Genomic DNA, 18,234 nt, shown 5'->3' with positions numbered 1-18,234 from the left:
TGGCGAAATCACTGTCATAAACGGGTGGGGAGTGGAAGACTGCGTTCATGGCAGACGCACAGAAAAGTGACCAGCAACATAGTAGTGATAAGCAGCACACCGCAGCCGGTGCAGGGGATACCGCGTCGGTAACGTCTCCGACCGATTATGTTCACCTATCTGTACACGGCTCTGTGGGCCATATCGTTCTCGACCGACCCAAGGCGCTCAATTCCCTGAACACGGACATGTGCGCGGCAATAGAACGCGCGCTAACGGCGTGGTCGTCTGATCCGGCTATCGATGTTGTCGTCATGACATCATCGACGCCCAAAGCGTACTGTGCCGGTGGCGATGTGAGACGCGTTCGTGAGCTCCAGTTGGAAGGCACAGAGGAAGGACGCGCTGCCGCCGACGGGTTCTTCACGAACGAATATCGGATGAACGCCCTGTTGTCGGAGTTTCCCAAACCGTGCGTGGCGGTGATGAACGGCATCGTGATGGGGGGTGGCCTGGGGATTTCCTTGCATGGTTCCCACCGTGTGATTACGGAACGCACGTGGGCCTCGATGCCAGAAATGGCTATTGGTTTCTCGACGGACGTGGGAGTTTCCTACGCATTGCAGCATCTTCGCCAGCCTTATGGAGATCCCGACGGGACGACGTCGAATGGACTAGCGCTGTTTATGGGCTTGACGGGCTACCGCTTTACGCAGGCCGACATGTTGTGGTCGGGTATGGCCACGCACATTATTTCCTCGCACGAGGTGGACAACTTCGTGACCGCGATTGATGAGCATGGACTTGATTCGGCATTAGACACGTACGCACGCCCGGCAGCGGAGGCGGGACCGTCGTATTTAGCTCGCCATATTGAGGAAATTAACGACATCTTTAGCGAGGGCGATTGGTTCGATATTGAGGTGAAACTCGACAAGGGGGGCTATGACAAGGAACTCATCGCTGTCATTGATAATCTGCTGAGCTCCGCGAACCCATCCTCGCTGGTTGCAACAACGTTATTATTCCGCGCAAATGAGACAGCGGAAAATCTTCGCCAAGGGCTGCAGAATGAGTATGAGGTAGGGAAGGTCCTGCGCTACCAGGAGAATTTTGCTGAAGGCGTCCGAGCGGTCCTGGTGGATAAAGACAATCGGGCGAGTTTTGACCCACATGTCACTGGTGAAGTCAATCCCGAACCGTTTAGAGAAGCCTTGGGTACGGCACAATCCGAGTAACTCGGCTAGTAGCGGTGCCACCGTCTGACGTGGTGGCCTCACCTGGCTGCCGCTCTCTCCGATTACACGGTGACTGAGTCCGTCTGGCGGTTCATCTGGTGGGGGTTCGTGTGCTGTTGTAACCGGGCCCACACAACGAAGCCCCAGATGACGAAGCCCGCGTACACGATGTACAGCACAGCAGAAGGGTAGTAGCCAGCGGCGAGTAGGAGCGGAATTCCGACGAGGTCTACGCCGATCCACATGAGCCAGAATTCTGTCCATCCCTTCGCCATCCCGTAAGTGGCCAGCATAGAACCGACGAAAATCCAGGCATCAGACCACGGGCCCCAGGACCCGAGGGCACTGAATAGCCAGGCGCAGACGATAGTTCCGACGACTGCCACACCAGCCATGGTGAGGCGTTGTCGTGCCGTTGCCCAATGAGGTTCCACAGCCGCTTCGGTCGGTTCCGAGACGATTGATCGTGAAGGATCGGTGTCCTGGCTTTCCCGGATTCCTCGTAGCCGGGCAGCCCGCCATTGGTACCAGCCATAGGCACTAACGATGAGGAACATCACCTGACGTCCGGCCTGGCCGTAGAGATCAAGATTTTGCGGGGTATCAAACACCCCACCCAAAAACACGGTGAAAAGCAGAATATTACCGATGATACCCACCGGCCATGCCCACACCACTCGTTTCATGCCCCCGATTGCGGAAGCAAGCCCGAAAAGGTTGCCGATGATTTCTCGCCACAAAATTGGGTAGCCGGCGATGACGATAGTGGCGTCGAGAAGATGAGAAAAAGGATTCACGATGTTCTCCGTAGCAAGACGACGTGATCCTCAGAGGCATACAGAACTACATTCTCTTCCATCCGGACTGTGACCGTCGGCTCCGGAATTGCACCGGATCTGCTGGACCCCTCATGTGCATGGATGTGCACACGAGAGCGCTCGCGGGCTTGCCTCTTCATCTCTGTCAGAAGGGGCTTACCGCCGGTGGGGAATTCCACCCCGCCCTGAGAACGATCTCTATGTTACTCACTCACACAAATGGCGCTGTCATAACTCAATAATGAGTAGTGACAGCGCCACGACGTCACACCCCGTTAGCAGACGTGAACTGCAGTTTTCGGTGGTGGGGGTGAGCGAACAGGTTACGCGATGGGTGCGTCGATGAAATGATCGCGGATTGTTGCGAAGGATTCATTCATTGTTTTCAGAAACTCCTCCTTGGCAATTCCCTGATCAGCCAGAGATTTACCGCGGCGTAAACCGAAGCTTGTGATGACGGCGTTTATTGCCGCGATGGAGAGCTCATAGAGCAAGCACACATGTAAGGAACGGTGGGAGACGGGGGCGCCACACCGCGTCGACTCGCGCGCAGCGATGGCGACATGCATGGTCTCAATGTTTGCTTTGCATTGATCCGCAAACTCGGAATCGTCGGATCTCAGAAGATAGAGCCCGATGGCCTCCGGGTTTGTTGCCGCCCATCCCTTATCGAAGATGGTGCGAATGAGCTCTTCGGCCGCATGCTCGAAGCATGAGATCGTGTCCCACTCCGGGGGAGCATTCTTAATAATCGACGCAAACGAATCAAGCAGGTTAGAGCACTGGTACTGCAGGGCTTCATTGACTGAGGAGAAGTAGTTGTGGAATGTCCGCACGGACACTCCGGCCTCCTCAGCAACCGCCGCCACGGTTAACCCTTCGATGCCCCGATGGGTAATAACCGTGAGCGTAGCGTCCCCGATTGCATGTCTCGTGGCCGCTTTCTTCGATTCACGAAGGCCAGTCATTAGTTAGCATCTACTTTCGAACTACCTGCTGAGTGTCCTCCATCAGAGCGGTGGCCACGAGATTCTGGGAGGACCGGTTCAGAGACGGTCGCGTTGCTGGTGGCTTCATCGTTAGACGCGGACCGATTTTCCTTGTGAGATCCGCCCTCAGACCCTTCCTGAGCTCCGTCGTCATCGGGAGAAATATCCTTAATGCCTTCCCCTTCGACGTCGACCCGTGGCGTAATCTTCGCCATCCACTTGGGCAGCCACCAGGCTTTCTCGTCGAGGATGAACATCGTCGCTGGAATTAGCGTCATTCGCACCAAGAAGGCGTCAATAAATACCGCGACGGCCAAGGCAAACCCCATGGTCTTAATGACCTGCATATCCTGCAGCATGAACGCAGCGAACACGGAGATCATGATCAATGCTGCAGCGGTAACGACGCGGGCACCATGTTTGAACCCGTTCGCCGTCGCATTGCCGGCTGTCTTTCCGTGATGCCATCCCTCGCGCATACGGGATACCAAGAACACTTCGTAGTCCATGGCCAGGCCAAAGACGATACCAATAAGGATGATCGGCAGGAACGAAATGATGGGTTGTGGGTCGGAAATGATGCCCAACCAGCCCTCTTGGAAGAATCCAACGGTCAAACCGAAGGTAGCGCAGACTGTCAGCCCGAATCCAAGAGCCGCGATGAGCGGAACAGGGATCGAACGGAACACCAGCATCAAGATGAAGAATGCCAAGACAAGGACGATGGCGATGTAGGGAACCAGCACATTGTTGAGACGATCGGAAATGTCCGTCTCAATAGCTGTGACGCCTGTGACACCATAGTGGGCGCTGGTCTCCTCGGCGTAGGAATCTTCCTTATCGCGGACTTTTTGCATGGTGTCCTTGGTCTTGTCGTCCACCGTGCCTGTGGTGGGAACAATCAACACCTGGGCAGTGTCGCCGGAGTCATTAACCTGGCTGAGCATGGCGTTCTTAACACCGTCAATGGTGTTAAATTCCTGAACAGCCTTGGCAAACGCCGGTTGGCGTTGGTCCTCCGGCACATCCTTTGCGTCGATGACAGCAAGAAGAGGTGCGTTACGGCCGGGGCCGAAGGCGTCGTCGACCATCTCGTAAGCCTGCCGGGGCGACTCATTCGGATCAGAGGTGGCATCCGTCGGCAAGGCAAGATTCATGCGTGTCATGGGGAGCGCCATCAAAACAAGCGCGATGACTCCAACCCCCAGGAACGCCCACGGTTGCTTGCGGATGATGCGAACCCACCGCAGGCCCATCGTTGGCTTTTCACGTTCCGGATCGGGCGCCTCGATAAAGGGCACATTGCCCTTGAAGAACGCCTTGCCAAAGAGACCTAAGACGGCAGGGAGCAGCGTCAATGCCACCAGAACAGCGATAGCAACCGTCGCGGCAGCTGTCAACGCCATCGTCGTTAAGAACGGAATCCTCACAACAGAGAGTGCACACAGCGCCACGATGACGGTGAGGCCAGCGAACACCACCGACGAGCCGGCAGTACCCACAGCGCGTCCAGCAGCGTGAACGCGGTTTGACGTCGAGTTCGATAGTTCGTTCTTGTACCGCGAAGTAATGAAGAGGGCGTAGTCAATTCCCACCGCGAGACCCAACATTGAAGCGAGTATCGGTGTGGAATCATTCACGCTATCGACCAGGCCGGTCAGTGCCATCACGCCCAAGTTGCCGATGAGAACACCAACCAACGCCGTGATAATCGGCATACCAGCAGCGATCAAGCTACCGAAGGTAATAACCAAAACAACAAGGGCAACAGCAATACCGATCAGCTCTGACGTACCAGAACTCGGTTCCTCCATCGTGAAGGCCTGGCCTTCGTACTGGATGTCTAAGTTCGACGAGCGCGAATCGTCGACAATATCTTTGAACTTGTCGATATCCGAGGAAGGAATGTCGGAGACAGTGTCAGCATCAAAGGTGACGTCTACCGTGCCGGTCTTCTGATCATTCGATAGAGGCGAGACCGACTCAACGTTCTTGGCAATCTGCTCTTGGGGCAACTGTTGTTGCTGGCCGACGGCCGTGATCTTCTGAGTAATCCCAGCTGCGGCTGTAGCAGGATCCACCATTGAGTCGGAAGATTTCAGGATGCCTGCGTCTTTGAGTTTGGTCAGAGTGTCGTTGACCGCTTGTTGCTCGTCGGGATCAGTGAGCTTCTTCCCATTTTCGGCCTGGAAGACGAGCGTGCCAGTGGGGGCAGTGGTCTGGTCTTCCGCTCCAGGGAAGCGCTCCTTCATGGTGTTTTGAGCTTTTTCGCTCTCAATACCAGGGATCGAGAAAGTGGAGCTTGTTGTGGTTGATAGAGCAGCTGATGCCGCGCCCATCCCGATGAGGATGAGCAGCCACACGGCGATAAATCGCCATTTGTGCTTGTAGGCAGCAGTGCCTACACGGTAAAGAAACCGCGCCATAGGTAGCCAGCCTTTCTTAGAGGGGTGATTACCTCCTACAGGGGCACTACGCGGACCGCATTACTTTGACGCGTAGGAGGAGGACGTAGCCACAGTAGAAAAAATTGCACAATGTGTGCAACTTTGCAGGGCTCCTGAAACAAAATTGTTACTTAACGGGCAGGAAACGCATGTTTGCTGCAAGAAAAGGTAGTGACAGGGATGAGCTCATCAGCAAACGCGCAATGAGGTGCCAATGTGGTTAGGTGGAAGCCATGAACTCACACGACGTCCAGATCGCGACAGTACATAAAGGTCTCTACCCAGAGACAACCCCATTTAATGAAGGAACCATCGAACGACCGGTTGACCCCCACTCCCCAGCGAGTACCCAGCACATCGCCTATGCCGAGTATGGAAATCCGAAGGGTGTCCCTGCAGTTTTTATTCACGGTGGCCCAGGTGGGGGAACCTCAGCCAAGGATGCGCGTTTCTTCGACCCCGACAAGTATCGCATCATCCTTATTGACCAGCGTGGATGTGGCAAATCAACTCCACACCTCGCAGATCCCGATACCGACATCGACGCAGAACTTTCGGTGAACACCACATCCGAATTGATCGGTGATATCGAAGCGATCCGAGAAACCTTAGGCATTGAGAAGTGGGTCGTCTTCGGCGGATCATGGGGCTCCACATTGTCGCTGGCCTACACCCAGGCCCACCCAGAACGAACTCTGGCTATCATCCTTCGAGGCATTTTTATGCTGCGACGTACCGAACTCGATTGGTACTACAACGGAGGCGCAGCCTACATGTTCCCCGATAAGTGGGAACGCTTCCTCTCCGTCATTCCTGACGACAAAAAACCTGCCCCGCTCAACCCGGCTGGAATGACGCACCTTCCCGGCGTCAACCTCATCGACGTTTATCACGAACTGCTTCGGTCGGATGATCACGATACAGCTGTCGCCGCCGCCCGGTCGTGGAGTGTATGGGAAGGATCGACATCCTACCTGCACGAACAGCCCACCGAGACGCACGAAGATGAACGGTTCGCCTTAGCCTTCGCACGCATCGAGAACCACTATTTCGTCAATCACGGGTTCCTTGAGGAAGGGCAGCTTGTGCGCGACGTCGATAAGATCCGCGATATTCCTGCCGTTATCGCCCAAGGTCGCTACGACGTTGTGTGCCCGCCCATTACGGCGTGGCAGCTTCACCAAGCCTGGCCTGAAGCCACATTCGTGTGGTCACCGACATCCGGACACGCATCCTATGAGGAAGAAACAACGTCGACATTAGTGTCGGCAACAGACAGGTTTGCTGAAATGTTTGCGTCGTAAATAAGGTGTCGTAAGTCAGGTGGTTGGGGATCAGTATCGCCGCGACTAGTCAGCGACCATCGGCTCGAGCGTGAACTCCGGGTGCTCGCGCTCAATGAACTGCAGCTTCCACTTGTCGCCGAATAGGGCAATGAGCTCGCCGTCATCACGGGTGAACACCTCCACACCGCGCTGGCGGTTGAGCTCCGGGGCGGACTCGTGGTCGGTACGCCGAGCCACCGAATACGGGACGGGGCTCGTTTCCGTTTCGACGTTATACTCGTTCGCCATCCGGGCCTGCATGACTTCAAACTGCATGGGCCCGACCGCAGCCATCACCGGCGCAGCGTCGCCACGGGCATCATTGCGGAGAATCTGCACCACGCCCTCCGACGATAGCTGCTCCAACGCTTTGCGGAACTGCTTGTATTTGCCCAGCGAGCGTGCACGCAACGTGCGAAAATTCTCAGGCGCGAATTGTGGCATGGGGGCAAATTGCACCTTCGTACCCTCATAAATCGTGTCACCAGGAGCTAACGACCCAGCGTTAACGAGTCCCACAATGTCGCCGGGATACGCGGTTTCGACCGTCGACCTCGTCCGCCCAAACACTGTGAGTGCATACTTCGTCGAAAATGAGCGGCCAGATTGCGCATGAGTAACCTGCATCCCGCGATCGAACTCACCCGACACCACCCGCATAAAGGCCAGCTTGTCGCGGTGATGAGTATCCATGCCCGCCTGGACCTTGAAAATGACGCCCGAAAAAGGATCTTCCGGTGAACGCTCCGTATCAATGGCCCCCGTTGCCTTGCCCGCTGATTCGAGAACCTTGGGGTCTGTTTTCCGTGGTCCCGGTTCAGGTGCAAGCTGACACAGCAAGTCCAAAATCTGGTGAACACCAAAGTTCAACATTGCCGACGCGAACACCACAGGAGAGGTGGTGCAGTCCAGGAAAAGTTCCTGGTCGTGGACCGCGCCGTCCATGGTGAGAAGCTCGCACTCTTCGACCGCGGTGTCCCACACATCGCCTTCCTTCGAGGATGCCTCGTCGGGAGAGTAATGCTCCTCCGGGGCGATCGTTGACCCACCCGCGGTGCGCAAGAAGTGAATATATTCAGTGACATTACCGTCGGCATCGCGCCGGGCGAGGCCGTGGAAGTCCCCAGCCATCCCGACGGGCCAAAAGAGAGGTGTCGGCTGAAGGCCGATTTCGTCGACAATCTCGTCCATCAGCTCTAGGGGAGCACGCCCCGGGCGGTCCCACTTGTTGATCACCGTAATGATGGGAAGCCCACGCGCTTTACACACCCGGAATAGCTTAAGCGTCTGGGGCTCCAGGCCCTTCGCCCCGTCGATCAACATGACAGCAGCATCCACAGCGGTGAGGACACGGTAGGTATCCTCCGAAAAGTCCGCGTGACCAGGAGTGTCAACTAAGTTAATGACGTAGGGTTCCGTGCCCTTCGGTGCATTCTCGGGAAGATACTCGAACTGGAGAGCCGACGAGGCGATGGAAATACCACGATCTTTTTCCATTTCCATCCAGTCCGACACGGTGGACTTACGGCCGGCCTTGCCGTGAACAGCCCCCGCCTCGGCGATCACATGGGCGTGAAGTGCGAGCGCCTCGGTGAGTGTGGATTTACCAGCGTCGGGGTGTGCAATCACTGCGAATGTTCGGCGTCGAGCGCTCTCCTCCGCGACTGTACTCATCTGAGCGTTCCTTTTCCTCTCGCTGGTCTCGGGGCTGTTTTATTTCGCCGGTGTGTCTCACCGCAATATCTCGCCGGTTTTGTCGGCCTGTCACAATCGCGTCAGTGTAGGCCGTCGTTAATATAACCGCTCTATGATAGCCGCACCACTGTGGGGCTGTGTTTTTAGTGGTTTACCCTTCTACGTGGTCATGGTGCTATACACTCAGCCCCATGAATGAGACCCAGAACACACCATCGACAGCAGGAACATCGTCGACAGTGAAATCGAGAGCCTACCGGACCATTATCGCCGCCCCAATGGCAGGTGGACCCTCCTCACCGGCGCTGGTTGATGCAGTCGCTGCCCACGGAGGGCTCGGCTTTTTAGCAGCGGGCTACAAAACCCCAGAAGCGGTCGAAAAAGAACTGGACGATGTCGCCCAAAGAGCACGACAACGCGGTGCGAAGCACTTCTATGGCCTCAACCTTTTCGTCCCCCAGCCCAGCCCCCACGGAGTGGACCGCGATCGCGCTGCGGCATACCGGGATGAGCTAGCGAAGGATTATGAACGGTATGGCGTGGCTAAACCGGAGTTGAATTGGATTACTGACGACCAGTGGGAGGGGAAGCTGGCGGTCATACGCCGCCGCCTCGAACAACGAGAGCAACAAGGAATCAGACACAGTGACGCTGATAGCCACGCCGAGAGCATTTCAGTTCCCGATGTCCTGAGCTTTACCTTTGGTCTACCACCACAGGAACTAGTCGACGAGTTTCAATCGCGCGGAATTGAAGTGTGGGCAACTGTCGCCACCACGCACGCAGCGCAGGTCGCGGCCGAGCGAGGTGTGGCCGCGGTCGTTATTCAGGGTCCGGAAGCCGGTGGGCACCGCGCGACAATGACACCCGACGAGGAGCCCGGATCTGAGCCATTGATATCCCTTGTGCAGGCGGTGTCCGATCTGTTCGCGAATACGGACGCTTCGACGCGGCCAGCCATCATTGCAGCAGGGGGTATCGCTACGTCCGATCACGTGGGAGAAGCATTACGCCATGGTGCTGACGCTGTTGCAGCCGGAACCATATTCGCTGCGACAGAGGAAGCGGGAACAAATGAGCCCTATAAAAAGGCACTCATTTCAGCGACGGCAGACGACACCGTGATCACTCGCGCGTATTCCGGACGACCAGCACGCGGGCGTCGGAATGCGTTTATCGACGCCCACCCCGACGCGCCGTCGGTCTATCCCGCCGTCAATGGGCTCACCTCTCCCATCAGGAAGGCGGCGACCAAACAAGGGGAGACGGACTACATGTCACTTTGGGCTGGTCAGAGCGTTGAACACGCCCGCGGCGGATCCGCCGGCAGCGTCGTCGATCTTTTACTTCAGGGCAGGTAGCGCATAGGGAATAAACGGCGCGCCCGATTGCCCCATTTTATCCCCGTCGCCGATGGTTGATCGCCTATTTCGTGTCGTCTTGTTTCGTGTCGTCTTGTTTCGTGACAAGCGTATCCGGATACTCAGGCCACCACATCGCGAGTCGGACCGCCTCCACAACATTATCGGGCTGATTTTGCGCGACACCAGAGTCGACCGCTTCACGGATCACCGCTTCCGCCACGCGCGCCGACGATGCCCGCAGATTCTCGACCGGCGGCAGAATAGGCGCACCGAGCTGAGAAGCATCTACCTGCTTGGCAACCGCTGAGGCCGCAGCCAGGAGCATCCCGTCGGTTACATGGTCTGCCCGTGACACAATGACACCCAACCCGAGGCCCGGGTACAGCAACGCATTGTTGCCCTGGCCAAATTCGTAGGTGACGTCGTTGTACTCGAAGTCGTCCACGGGGATCCCCGCCGCGACAAGAGCGCGCCCATCCGACCACTTCACGACGTCGGCAGGCATTGCTTCGATGCGCGAGGTCGGGTTAGACAGGGGCAACACGATGGGGCGGTCGCAGTGTTTCGCCATCTCTCGGATCACAGGTTCGGTAAACGCACCATGATCAGTTGAGGTTCCGATAAGGATAGTGGGTTGGGCATGGCGAACTACGTCGAGCAGCCCGATTTTCCCGTCCTTGCTGCCCCAGTCTTTCACCTCCGAGGCCGTCCGCGCGTATGTCTGCTGGTAATCCGGGAGATCATCCATGCCATCGGTGACCAGCCCGTTGACGTCGATGAGCCAGATTCGTTGTGTTGCTTCCTCTTCGCTTAAACCGTCCCGGATCATTCCGGCGCGAATCTGGTCTGCCATTCCCGTGCCCGCTGTTCCTGCGCCATAAACGAGGAGACGTTGGTCAGCGAACGTGGTGTTGTTTGCCTTCATCCCCGCCATGACCGCGGCGGTGACAATAGCTCCTGTGTCCTGCATGTCATCGTTAAAGATGCGGTAGCTGTCGGCATTGTCACGAAGGATACGACGCGCATTTGAGGGGCCGAAATCTTCAAAGTGCAGGAGCGCGTGGGGGAACATATCGCTTGCGATGCGCAAGTACTCAGAAATGAGGTTGTCGTAGCGTTCGTCACGGACGCGCGCGTGGCGATTTCCTAGATAGAAGGGAGAGTTGAGTAGGTCTTTATTATCAGTGCCGACGTCGAGATTGACCGCGATAACGCGGGAGGGGTCGACACCCGCAGCAGCGGTGTAGATTGCCAGTTTGCCGATGGCGATATCGGTACCATTGACTCCCCAGTCACCAATACCCAGGATCTCTTCGGCATCTGAACAGACGATGAGGTCGACGTCGTCGGGTCCAAGTCCTAATGTTTCGAAGCTTTCACGGATTTCGTCGACACGATCGATGGATAGATATACAGCGTGTGAGCGGCGGTAATCCTGTGACCAGTTTTCAATCGCGTCACCGATGGTCGGGTCGTACACGACGGGGAGGAGTTCTTTCAGGTGATCAACAAGGAGTTTGAAATAGACCGTCTCATTACGGCCGTGCAGTTCGTCTAAGTAGTGATATTTGTTGAGGTTGTTTTCAAATTGGCTTAATTGCTGGTAGCAGCGCTGCGCCTGAGATTCGAGGCTTTCCACTCCCGACGGCAGCCGCCCAGTGAGACCAAGTTTCTTACGTTCTTCGTATGTATAGGCGGTTCCGCGGTTGATATGCGGGTCGGTGATCGCATTGGGACGAATGGACAAGGGCTGTCTCCTCGTTAATAACTGTTTGATGATGGGAAATACGCGGGCTGACCAGGGGCATTGGATAGGCCTAGGGCATTAATGGAAGGGCAGGTGAAAGTACTTTGGTTTACGCCATGCCCTGTCGTCCTCATCTTAGAGACGTTGTGGTGAGAATTTCTGGGGAAAGTATGTGAGAGGAAAGTGTGTCTGTGCCTAGTGAACCTATAAAGCGAGCAACCAACCTTTAAGAACAATTGCCGATAAGCGTAGGGGGATCACTATTCACCCCCAATTCTTACATAGGCTAACGTGCCGGTGTTATGGTTAGCGCTAAGAGTACAAGGGAAACCTCACAGCGTTCAGCCTAACCAGCCCACACTGGGGAAATTCGGTTGAAACGGTGAAGGTGGATAGTCAACCTTAAGAGGTCATCATTGTGGGTAAGCGGAAAAAGCGTACGTCACGCCAGCGTGCAGTCAGTGCTTACTCATATTCTTCAGTAGATGTGACCGTACGACGCCCATGCGATGCCGATTCGCACTGTGGCGGGAAACGAAAGCCGTGTCCGTTTCGTGATGCGGAAGCAGCCTATGAAGCTCAGTATTATGCCCGACTGGAAGCACGCAAGAAAGGCGTGCTCTTCAACGAAACGCCCTCGGCTATGGGGACTACCGCGCTACACAAAGAAGTAGCGAAGTGCCTGGAAAAAGGACCAAAGAAGAAGTGCTGTCACTCGTCGCCGCGGTGTATGCGGTGCCCGTATGTCTTTGCGCAGTTACGCAAGGTCGACACAGCGGAGTTGGACGACGATAACCTCAAGCGGACGCTTCAGAGATTAAGGAATCACAGGTAGTGCCAGCCTGACCTAGCACCTAGCGTCCATGAATCGTGTTCTGGGCAAATTGCAGCCCGCGGGTTGCAAGCAGCTCCACGGCGTCGGCAGCATTAGAACACATCAGATCCACATCGATGGACTCCCGCGTCGAAAACTTTTTTAAGACAAAGTCCGCGGGAGACATACGCCCAGGTGGACGCCCAATCCCTAACCGCACACGGAGATAATCTTTCGTCCCCAAGGCCTTGGTGATATCCCGCAGACCATTATGGCCACCTTCGCCACCTCCCCGTTTGAGGCGAACTGTCCCAAAATCGAGATCGAGGTCATCGTGGAGAACAATGACGTTCTGGGGAGGAATGTGGAAGAAACGAGCCAAGGCAGAGGTCGGTCCGCCCGAGAGGTTCATATATGACCGCGGACGACCAAGAACAATGGAGATAGATGAGCCAGTCGGGCTGGATAGGGACATCTGCGCCGAATCCGTGTTCGTTTTCTTATGCCGAGACAATGTCACGGGGACGGGGAGCGCACGCGACGCCACCTCGTCGAGGGCCATCTGGCCAATATTGTGGCGGGTGCCCACGTATTGAAGGCCGGGATTGCCAAGCCCGATAACCAGGAATGACTCTGAGTCGGTGCCCCGATGACTGCGCCGCGGAGTACTCCCGCCGCGTGGTTGAGGCGTTGAAAGCATACCCACGGAAAACAGCCTGATTTACTCCTCGGACTCGCCTTCTCCGGACTCGCCCTCAGCCTCAGTGGCCTCGCCTTCGGTCTCTTGACCTTCGGCGTCTTCCTCGTTGTCCGAGTCGGTGTCGGCAACCTCAGGAACGACCACGTTAACGATCAACGTCTCTGGGTCAGAAATCAACGTGGTGTTGGCCGGCATTTGGACGTCGCCAGCAGTGATCTGGGCACCAACTTCCAGACCCTCAACATCAATGGTGATTTCTTCCGGAATGGACAGAACGTCGGCTTCAACGTCGATAACGTCGACATCCTGCATAAGCATGGCACCCGGAGCGACTTCGCCCTCGGTGACAACAGGAACCTCGACCTCGACCTTTTCGCCGCGACGAATAGCCAGAAGGTCAGCGTGGTCGGCATCGAGTGTGAGGACGTTCTGGTCGACGGCCTTAACCATGGTCAGGTGCTTTTCACCATCAACGTTGAGGTCGACGATGGCGTTGGCACCGTGGTTACGTAGAACTGCGTGGAAGTCGATGGAGTCCACCGAAATGTGGATGGGTGCATCGAGTTCTTTGCCGTAGATCACGGCAGGAATGCGGCCTGCGCGACGCAGACGACGGGAAGCGCCTTTGCCAAATTCGTGACGGGGCAAAGCTTCGAGGTCGGTAATGTTTGTTGCCACAATAATCTCCAATCATCAGCGATGAACGCGCAGAAAGGAACAGTGTGTAGAAATATCTGCGCGCCTGTCGCCCCGGAGAGAGGATCACGCAGAAAAAGCGGAACGGTGTCACTGTAAGAACCATTGCATACCAGTGGGCTGGCTTTGCCGAGCCGTGTGTACGCCGCTGTAGATTTCCATCGCGTCGATAACGGGGCCCTGTACTTCGTGTACTGTTCCGGGCCACCCTCGCCGAGACATACCGGCCTAGGATAACAAGATTGGCCGGAGGAACCAAACGTCCTTCCGGCCAGAAGCCACGTTCATTGGGTAATGACGAGGCGAGGTGGGTAGCGCTGTTCGGAAAAGCGCTGAATCAAGTAGCACCGATGTGGGTGGCTTACTCGAATAGGTTGGTGACGGATCCGTTTTCGAAGATCTCGTGGATGGTCTTCGCCAGCAGTGGGGCAATCGACAGAACAGTGAGGTTGTCCCAGTGATCTGTATTTTGCGGCAGCGTATCGGTGGTAATCACTTCGCGCGCACCACATTCGGACAGCCGCTCGCGGGCTGGATCGGAGAATACACCGTGAGTCGTGGCGATAATCACGTCATTCGCCCCCGCCTCACGAAGCACCTTGACAGCGCCTGCAATGGTTCCACCAGTATCGATCATGTCATCGAGCAGCACACAGGTCCGTCCGGACACGTCACCGACAACACGGTTGGACGTAATCTTGTTCGCGACGTCAATATCGCGGGTTTTGTGGACGAAGGCTAGAGGTGCGTTACCCAACTCCTGGGCCCACTTTTCGGCTACCTTGACGCGCCCGGCGTCGGGGGACACGACAACGATGTTCGATGTGTCGTAGTTGGATTTCACGTAGTCCGTGAGGATCGGCATGGCGTGCATGTGATCTACAGGCCCGTCGAAGAAACCCTGAATCTGGTCTGTGTGGAGGTCAACAGACACAATGCGATCTGCCCCGGCAGACTTCAAGAGGTCTGCGACCAGGCGAGCAGAAATTGGCTCGCGGCCACGGTGCTTCTTATCTTGGCGGGCATAGGGGTAGAAGGGGAGAATTGCTGTGATGCGTTTTGCAGATCCACGCTTCAATGCATCGATCATGATGAGCTGCTCCATCAGCCACTTGTTCAGCGGCTGCGGGTGGGACTGCAAGACGAAAGCATCGCAACCGCGGACGGATTCCTCGAAGCGAACGAAGATCTCGCCATTGGCGAAGTCGCGGGCGGTGGTGGGGGTGAGCTCGATACCTAGTTCTTTGGCGACTTGCTCTCCCAGAGCGGGGTGGGCACGCCCAGAGAAGAGCATGAGGTTTTTCTGGTTTTCCGTCCAGTGTGAATTCACGGTATGCCTTTCTGTGTTGACCACGGTGATCACGATTGTTGGCAGTCAGAGTGGAAAATCTGATCAACCCTGCAGGCGTGGGATAGTGGGACTCACCAACTATCCTCGGCACTTAGTGATACTACGTCCTATCGGTCGGGGAGTTGTCGGATGGTGCCGAATTGTTGGGGGCTTTACCTGTGCTTTCGGGGGTACTGCTGTGTTCGTCACCGGCGTACTCGTCCGCGGAGCTAGCGCTCTGGGTATCGCCTGCGGCCTCTGCAGCGCGTGCTGCTGCAGTTCCCGGGCGTTTCTTGGCCACCCACCCTTCGATAACACGCTGCCGTGCACCGGGTACAACAAGAGCGCCAGCGGGAACATCGTCGGTAATCACCGTTCCGGCTCCGGAATAGGCGCCATCCCCCACGGTCACCGGCGCAACGAAAGTGGTGTCAGAGCCCGTCCTGACATGGGAACCGACAACCGTGTGGTGCTTTTTGACCCCGTCATAGTTAGCGAACACTGAGGAGCATCCGATATTCGAGTATTCGCCGATGGTGGCATCGCCCACATAAGTGAGGTGGGGAACCTTGGTACCTCGGCCGATGCTGGCATTTTTCGTCTCGACGTAAGTCCCGATCTTTCCTTCGTCGCCCAAGTGAGTTCCGGGGCGCAGGTAGGAGAAAGGCCCGACGTGGGCATTGCTGCCAATGATGGAATCAGATCCATGTGAGCGAATAACCTGGGTTCCTGAGCCAACGGTGACATTGGTGAGGCTGGTATCGGGGCCGATCTCCGCGTTGTCCTCAATGTGCGTTGTCCCGTGGAGCTGAGTCCCCGGATGGATGGTGACATCACGTCCGATAGTGACATCGACATCAATCCAGGTGGATTCGGGATCAATGATGGTGGCCCCATTGCGCATGTGTTTTTCGCAAATGTGCCGGTTGAGTACCCGCCCGGCAGCGGCAAGCTGGACGCGATCATTTACACCGGCCAATTCGGCGGGGTCATGCGCCATGTGCCCGCGGGCGATGAGCCCTTCGTTTCTGGCAATGCCGAGGACATCGGTCAAGTACATCTCGCCCTGGGCATTGTTGGTGTCCAACTTGCCCAATGAGCTGCGTAAGACGTCGGCGTCAAAAGCGAAGACGCCGGTGTTGACTTCTTTGATTCGACGTTGTTCCTCAGTGGCGTCTTTTTCCTCGACGATTGCCGTCACTTCGCCATCGGCATTGCGAATAATTCGTCCATACCCTGTCGGCGTGGGTGCTTCCACGGTGAGCACGGTAACGGCTGCGGCCGGTGCATGGGTGTGGGCATTGACCAGCGAATCGAGCGTGGCGGATGACAGAAGAGGTACATCGGCATTCGTGACGATGATTGTCCCCGTAAAGCCAGCTAATTCGTCGCTGGCCATTCCGCACATGACGGCGTGACCGGTGCCGTTCTGCTGTTCCTGATGTGCCAATGCGACGCCGGATGCCGCTGAGGATTCTTCTTGCCAGGATTCAACAGCCTGCGCAACAAGCTCCTTCTGATGACCGACGACCACGACGAGGTGGTCGGGGTTCAGCCCCTTCGCGGCATATAAAGAATGGGAGAGTAGTGAGCGCCCCCCAATCTGATGAAGCATTTTTGGGGTATCTGACTTCATTCGGGTGCCAGCCCCTGCGGCCAAAACAATGACTGCAACTGGGGTAGAACTCACGGACTCTCCCATCGTTTATGTGTATTCGGGTGATAGATCCGATCATATAGTTGTGGCTCTCCCGCCAGGACTCGAACCTAGAACGGCTGGACCAAAACCAGCTGTGTTGCCTATTACACCACGGGAGAAAGCGCAGGAGGATAATGCCCATCTCTGCGGCGCCTTACTCTACCCGACGAGATGCCCAAAGTGCCATTTTCCCTGAACAACACGCCAACAGCCCCGTGCTTCCTCCCGCCTAGATCGACGCGGAGGTGCAATTATTGCGCAGTTGTCGTGAGAGCTCTACACCTCGGATCACCGTGTTCTACATTTTTCTGGCTCTACGGCAACGTGGGGGTGCGTTCCGGATATCCTGGAGATATGACACGTCAACGTATGTCGGCAGCAGAACGTCGCTCCCAATTGATCGCTATGAGTAGGCCTGTATTTGCTGAAAAGGGCATTGAAGGTACCAGCGTCGAAGAGCTCGCTGCGCGCGCCGGTGTGTCCAAGCCCGTCATTTATGAACATTTTGGTGGGAAAGAGGGGCTCTACCAGGCAGTTATCGATGAAGATATGGTCGCCCTTGATCGCACTATCGACGAAGCGCTTGTTCAGGGGCGGTCGCGTATCCGAATCGAACGGGCGGTGTACGCGGTCCTTGATTTCGCTGAGAAAAATGAGGAAGGCTTCCGGATTCTCGCTCGAGACGGAGCTGTTGTTGGGGCCGTCGGAAGGTCGTCGCAGCCGAAAGCAGCATCGCAGTATGACAACTCGGCGACGGACCACCCGTCAGCCGAGGACGGTGTCCATTCCACCTTGCTTGGCCTTTCGGTGAATCGCGCATCCCATATTCTTGCCGACGCATTCAAAAGAAATGGTTTAGATGAGCGTCTCGCCGAGCTGTATGCCCAGGGCATGATGGGGTGTGTAGCGATGGTGGCGCAGTGGTGGACCGTGAACTCGATGGGCGTCGGCAGTGAGAACAACGTTGGCAGTGACAAAGCTGGAGCCACAGAAAGCGCCAGCGACGACAACGACGATAGCGACAATAAGGGCAACAGCGACAATAAACACGTGTTCCCTAAGGATGCGGTTGCTGCTCACATCGTGAACCTCATGTGGAATGGCCTGGCGGGAATGGAAAAGGATCCTATTCTCCACGAGGACGTCGAGGGAGAAGCTAGCCAGCAAGGTGTCAGGCTTGGTGCTGGTAAGGAGGCCGACCCGGCCGAAGTATATAGGCAACAGCAGCGTGACGCGGAGCAGTCTAGTTCGTCCGACTCAGAAGGACAGGCTTCGGACGAGATCGACGACTAGTATCCGCGGCACTCCACCACAAGGCACCCCATTACAATCAGCGTCATGACGCACATCTCTGCACAGACTCCCATGCCCTCATCCGATGCGTCCGCGTCCG

General features: G+C 56.4%; 13 protein-coding genes, 1 tRNA gene and 1 riboswitch. Of the genes, 4 read left to right on the top strand and 10 right to left on the bottom strand.

Annotation, left to right across the window (positions count from 1 at the left end):
- The first annotated feature begins 47 nt into the window (after window positions 1-47).
- Window positions 48-1,217 (top strand): enoyl-CoA hydratase/isomerase family protein, encoded by a 1,170-nt coding sequence (locus tag I6J23_RS00605; RefSeq protein ID WP_204582128.1) that lies wholly within the window; start codon window positions 48-50, stop codon window positions 1,215-1,217.
- 62 nt (window positions 1,218-1,279) lie between these two features.
- On the opposite strand, the gene I6J23_RS00600 is transcribed toward I6J23_RS00605, so the two are convergent.
- The 3 genes from I6J23_RS00600 to I6J23_RS00590 all read right to left on the bottom strand — a co-directional run bounded on the left by I6J23_RS00600 (window position 1,280) and on the right by I6J23_RS00590 (window position 5,450).
- Entirely contained in the window at window positions 1,280-2,014 is a 735-nt protein-coding gene (locus I6J23_RS00600; protein ID WP_204582127.1) for a nicotinamide mononucleotide transporter family protein, read from the bottom strand.
- Between the two features lie 46 nt (window positions 2,015-2,060).
- Window positions 2,061-2,232: riboswitch (FMN riboswitch) on the bottom strand.
- Window positions 2,233-2,358: 126 nt separating this feature from the next.
- Entirely contained in the window at window positions 2,359-3,003 is a 645-nt protein-coding gene (locus tag I6J23_RS00595) for a TetR/AcrR family transcriptional regulator (protein ID WP_204582126.1), read from the bottom strand.
- Window positions 3,003-5,450 (bottom strand): MMPL family transporter, encoded by a 2,448-nt coding sequence (locus I6J23_RS00590; RefSeq protein ID WP_204582125.1) that lies wholly within the window; start codon window positions 5,448-5,450, stop codon window positions 3,003-3,005. Before I6J23_RS00590 ends, I6J23_RS00595 begins: the two co-directional genes overlap by 1 nt.
- Before the next feature lie 254 nt (window positions 5,451-5,704).
- On the opposite strand from I6J23_RS00590, the gene pip reads away from it, so the two are divergent.
- The gene (pip, locus tag I6J23_RS00585) at window positions 5,705-6,775 is read left to right on the top strand and encodes a prolyl aminopeptidase (RefSeq protein WP_204582124.1); all 1,071 of its coding nucleotides are present in this window, start codon (window positions 5,705-5,707) and stop codon (window positions 6,773-6,775) included.
- A 45-nt stretch (window positions 6,776-6,820) separates the two neighbouring features.
- Here the strand turns inward: pip and I6J23_RS00580 are convergent, their stop codons facing one another.
- Window positions 6,821-8,470: a peptide chain release factor 3 gene (locus I6J23_RS00580; protein ID WP_046203126.1), complete on the bottom strand. Its 1,650-nt coding sequence runs from the start codon at window positions 8,468-8,470 to the stop codon at window positions 6,821-6,823.
- A gap of 212 nt (window positions 8,471-8,682) precedes the next feature.
- Here I6J23_RS00580 and I6J23_RS00575 point away from each other — a divergent pair, with 212 nt between their 5' ends.
- On the top strand, window positions 8,683-9,852 hold the full coding sequence (locus I6J23_RS00575) for an NAD(P)H-dependent flavin oxidoreductase (protein WP_204582123.1): 1,170 nt from the start codon (window positions 8,683-8,685) through the stop codon (window positions 9,850-9,852).
- Between the two features lie 64 nt (window positions 9,853-9,916).
- On the opposite strand, the gene I6J23_RS00570 is transcribed toward I6J23_RS00575, so the two are convergent.
- From I6J23_RS00570 to I6J23_RS00545, 6 genes are all read right to left on the bottom strand, one after another.
- Window positions 9,917-11,602: an NAD-dependent malic enzyme gene (locus I6J23_RS00570; RefSeq protein WP_204582122.1), complete on the bottom strand. Its 1,686-nt coding sequence runs from the start codon at window positions 11,600-11,602 to the stop codon at window positions 9,917-9,919.
- Between the two features lie 854 nt (window positions 11,603-12,456).
- Complete coding sequence (pth, locus tag I6J23_RS00565; protein ID WP_204582830.1) at window positions 12,457-13,116, bottom strand: aminoacyl-tRNA hydrolase; 660 nt, start codon at window positions 13,114-13,116, stop codon at window positions 12,457-12,459.
- 21 nt (window positions 13,117-13,137) lie between these two features.
- Entirely contained in the window at window positions 13,138-13,794 is a 657-nt protein-coding gene (locus I6J23_RS00560; protein WP_204582121.1) for a 50S ribosomal protein L25/general stress protein Ctc, read from the bottom strand.
- A 379-nt stretch (window positions 13,795-14,173) separates the two neighbouring features.
- The gene (locus I6J23_RS00555; protein ID WP_082089932.1) at window positions 14,174-15,142 is read right to left on the bottom strand and encodes a ribose-phosphate diphosphokinase; all 969 of its coding nucleotides are present in this window, start codon (window positions 15,140-15,142) and stop codon (window positions 14,174-14,176) included.
- Between the two features lie 121 nt (window positions 15,143-15,263).
- Window positions 15,264-16,844: a bifunctional UDP-N-acetylglucosamine diphosphorylase/glucosamine-1-phosphate N-acetyltransferase GlmU gene (glmU, locus tag I6J23_RS00550; protein ID WP_204582120.1), complete on the bottom strand. Its 1,581-nt coding sequence runs from the start codon at window positions 16,842-16,844 to the stop codon at window positions 15,264-15,266.
- Window positions 16,845-16,885: 41 nt separating this feature from the next.
- A tRNA-Gln gene (locus I6J23_RS00545) sits at window positions 16,886-16,960 on the bottom strand.
- Between the two features lie 235 nt (window positions 16,961-17,195).
- Here I6J23_RS00545 and I6J23_RS00540 point away from each other — a divergent pair.
- Window positions 17,196-18,134: a TetR/AcrR family transcriptional regulator gene (locus tag I6J23_RS00540; protein ID WP_204582119.1), complete on the top strand. Its 939-nt coding sequence runs from the start codon at window positions 17,196-17,198 to the stop codon at window positions 18,132-18,134.
- Window positions 18,135-18,234 lie beyond the last annotated feature (100 nt).

Origin of the sequence: Corynebacterium kroppenstedtii, assembly GCF_016894245.1 — a bacterium.
Taxonomy (GTDB): Bacteria; Actinomycetota; Actinomycetes; order Mycobacteriales; family Mycobacteriaceae; genus Corynebacterium.
This window is presented reverse-complemented; position numbering and strand designations above follow the sequence as displayed.

Coding starts and splice junctions, on each gene's coding strand:
- I6J23_RS00605 (WP_204582128.1), top strand. CDS start 48: ATGGCAGACGCACAGAAAAGTGACCAGCAACATAGTAGTGATAAGCAG.
- I6J23_RS00595 (WP_204582126.1), bottom strand. CDS start 3,003: ATGACTGGCCTTCGTGAATCGAAGAAAGCGGCCACGAGACATGCAATC.
- I6J23_RS00590 (WP_204582125.1), bottom strand. CDS start 5,450: ATGGCGCGGTTTCTTTACCGTGTAGGCACTGCTGCCTACAAGCACAAA.
- pip (WP_204582124.1), top strand. CDS start 5,705: ATGAACTCACACGACGTCCAGATCGCGACAGTACATAAAGGTCTCTAC.
- I6J23_RS00580 (WP_046203126.1), bottom strand. CDS start 8,470: ATGAGTACAGTCGCGGAGGAGAGCGCTCGACGCCGAACATTCGCAGTG.
- I6J23_RS00575 (WP_204582123.1), top strand. CDS start 8,683: ATGAATGAGACCCAGAACACACCATCGACAGCAGGAACATCGTCGACA.
- pth (WP_204582830.1), bottom strand. CDS start 13,116: ATGCTTTCAACGCCTCAACCACGCGGCGGGAGTACTCCGCGGCGCAGT.
- glmU (WP_204582120.1), bottom strand. CDS start 16,844: ATGGGAGAGTCCGTGAGTTCTACCCCAGTTGCAGTCATTGTTTTGGCC.
- I6J23_RS00540 (WP_204582119.1), top strand. CDS start 17,196: ATGACACGTCAACGTATGTCGGCAGCAGAACGTCGCTCCCAATTGATC.